2 protein-coding genes are annotated in these 1723 nt (G+C 77.4%); both read right to left on the reverse strand.

Annotation, left to right across the window (positions count from 1 at the left end):
• Positions 1–306 (reverse strand): LysR family transcriptional regulator (locus ACFV6I_RS16115; RefSeq protein ID WP_380425775.1); only part of this gene is annotated, 306 nt, incomplete at its 3' end.
• A gap of 9 nt (positions 307–315) precedes the next feature.
• Positions 316–1596 carry a phosphotransferase family protein gene (locus tag ACFV6I_RS16120; RefSeq protein WP_380425777.1) on the reverse strand — a complete coding sequence of 427 codons (1281 nt, stop codon included), beginning with the start codon at positions 1594–1596 and terminating at the stop codon, positions 316–318.
• Between the last annotated feature and the right edge of the window lie 127 nt (positions 1597–1723).

Below are 1723 nucleotides of genomic sequence, written 5' to 3' on the forward strand. Positions count from 1 at the left end.
GTCCGTCGAGGCGGCCCGGGCGCGGGCCGCCTCGAAGCCCTCCCGGAGCCGGTCGACGGCGGGCACCACCTGCTCGGCCAGCTCGCGCCCCAGCTCGGTCAACTCGACCCGCCGGCTGGTCCGTTCGAACACCGGGGCGCCGACCCGGCCCTCCAGCCGCTTGATCAGCTGGGAGACCCGGCCCTGCGAGACGCCCAGGAGCTGCGCCGTCCGCCCGAAGTGCAACTGGCGCACCAGGACGGAGAAGCACTCCAGTTCCTGGAGCGGCAGCTCCGGGAGCACGGGGCCTGGCGTCGTCCGATCCACCCCGGCAGTCTAGGGCGCGTCCTCGGTGTTCTGACCCGTGAGGTCGGGAACGCCACAGGCCAGCGCCGCGCGCAGCTCGGCGGCCGGGTCGCCCGCGTGGTACGGGCGTTCGCTCTCCTCGATGTGGTCCAGGAACTCCTGGTAGCGCAGCGCGTAGGACAGGTGGTACAGCGGTTCGACCAGCTCCAGCGCGCGCCACGGCCGGGATCCGGGCGCGTGCTCGCTCCAGGCCTTCAGCCAGACCTCGACGAGGTGCTGCCAGCGCTCCGGCGAGAGGTAGGCGCGCGGGCGCAGCCCGTCCAGGGCGGGGTGGCCGAGGTAGGAGTCGGCGTAGTCGACGACCACTGGACGCTCGCCGTCGGAGCGCCAGTTGCCGGGGTGGAAGTCGCCGTGCACCAGGGTCTCGGGGAGGCCGCAGGCCGCCAACTCCTCCAGCAGAGCGGGGAGTTCGGCGACCAGTCGGCGGACGCCGGCCAGTTCCCCGGGCGTCAGGTCGGTCTCGCCGGGGAGCCGGTCGAGCAGCGCCTGCGCCTGGGCGAGCAGGGTGCGGGGCGTCCGGTCGCGCAGCCCGGCCGTCGCCGCGCGCCCGTCGGCGGCCAGTGCCGCCTGGGCGGCGACCAGCCGGGGCACCACCTCCTCGACGGTGTCGAGGGACGGCACCCAGCAGTCCTCGCCGGGCACGTGGTCCAGCAGCAGCCGCCCGCCCGCCGGGTCGGCGGCCAGCACCGGCGGCACGAGCCCCGGGTCGACGCTGCCGAGCAGCGCGATCACCTCGCCCTCCCGGGCGTTGAAGGCGGGCGTCGTGGTCTTCAGCCAGGCGTCGCGGCCGGTGGCCGTCGGGAGGCGGACGAGGCCCGACAGGTTCCACGTCCGGATCTGCCGCGCCGGGCCGGCGACCGGCCGGCCGGCCCCGGCCAGCTCCGCCTCCGCCCAGGCCAGCGCCTCCCCCAGCCCGGCCGGCGTGGCCCAGGCCGCGCGGCGCTCGGCGGGGCCGAGCAGCGCGGCCGTCCCGGTGTCCAGCGGCCGGGCCTCGACGGCCGTCGGCCGCTCCAGCGCCTCGGCGTGGTAAGACACCTGCCCGCCGTGCCCGCCGCACCCGCCCTGCTCGCTCCGCCCCTCCACCAGCCGCAGCACCAGCACCGGCACCCCGGCGAGTTCGGCCGCCCGCGCTCCCACCCCGTCCACCGACGACCACCACCCGCCCGCCGCCTCGAACGGGCCCACGGGGCCGAAGTACTCGCCCCCGTGGGTGAGATGGACCGTGACGGTGCGTTCGTTCGCTCGCTGCATCCGGGCAGCTTCGCCCACCCGGGCCCCGTATGCGAGCGAATTTCCGGACGCCTCGGGCCGGGACCGGGCCGGGACCGGGCCGTGGGGGGGGGGGGGGGGGGGCGCCGGCGGGGGGGGGGGGGGGGGG

Origin of the sequence: Kitasatospora sp. NPDC059803 (assembly GCF_042732255.1) — a bacterium.
Lineage (GTDB): Bacteria > Actinomycetota > Actinomycetes > Streptomycetales > Streptomycetaceae > Kitasatospora.